Origin of the sequence: Pseudotamlana agarivorans, from assembly GCF_001642835.1 — a bacterium.
GTDB classification, from domain to species: Bacteria; Bacteroidota; Bacteroidia; order Flavobacteriales; family Flavobacteriaceae; genus Pseudotamlana; species Pseudotamlana agarivorans.
Map to the genome: position 1 here is coordinate 1 of NZ_LXEI01000011.1, position 627 is coordinate 627.

The 627-nt window shown below is 35.1% G+C and carries 1 pseudogene; it reads left to right on the forward strand.

Annotated elements, in window-relative coordinates:
• Positions 1-454, forward strand: a pseudogene (locus tag A6I66_RS16770) (hypothetical protein); the annotation flags it as partial.
• Positions 455-627 lie beyond the last annotated feature (173 nt).

Sequence of the window (627 nt, forward strand, 5' to 3'; positions counted from 1 at the left end):
ACTAGCGGATATTAAAAATACCACAGGAGAAGCGCCTATTAATTTTTTTGATGTTGGTATACCTGGTTACACGGGAAAAGTCGCAACGCAGAGTGAACGCCGATTATCCCAAGCTAATGGCGAGGGTGTCGCTTTCAAAACCATAATGCTTCAGGTACTCACATTAAATGTTCCGGTAGAGCCTATTTTAAATGCAATTTCTGGAAGAACCAAGGTACTAAAACAACATGTGGCTTTAGAGCAAAGATCGGAACTGTTACATGATATTAAAGTGAAATTTTCAACCATGTTCTTTGAGTTGCATCCATTAGATGAAGACAAACAAAATGAGTTTTTCCATTTCTGTGAAGAAGATGATCATTTTGTTGTCATTTGTACTTCCAATAACGATTTAGAAATTTTACAATTCCTGGAAAAAAAGTATGAAAAGTATCTCGAAAACCAAAAAAAGTAGTCTTTAAACGGTTTTAACGAAATGTTATAGTTTCATTGTCAGTTTTTTAAGGATATATAAGCTTTTTTTGTTGTCTAAGCCAACAACATTGAAACGCATTTTTGCTTTTTTACTAACCTTCTGCGGGGTGATTTTGACTTTTTCCCAGTCTCATGACTTGTCTGGAACTGTGA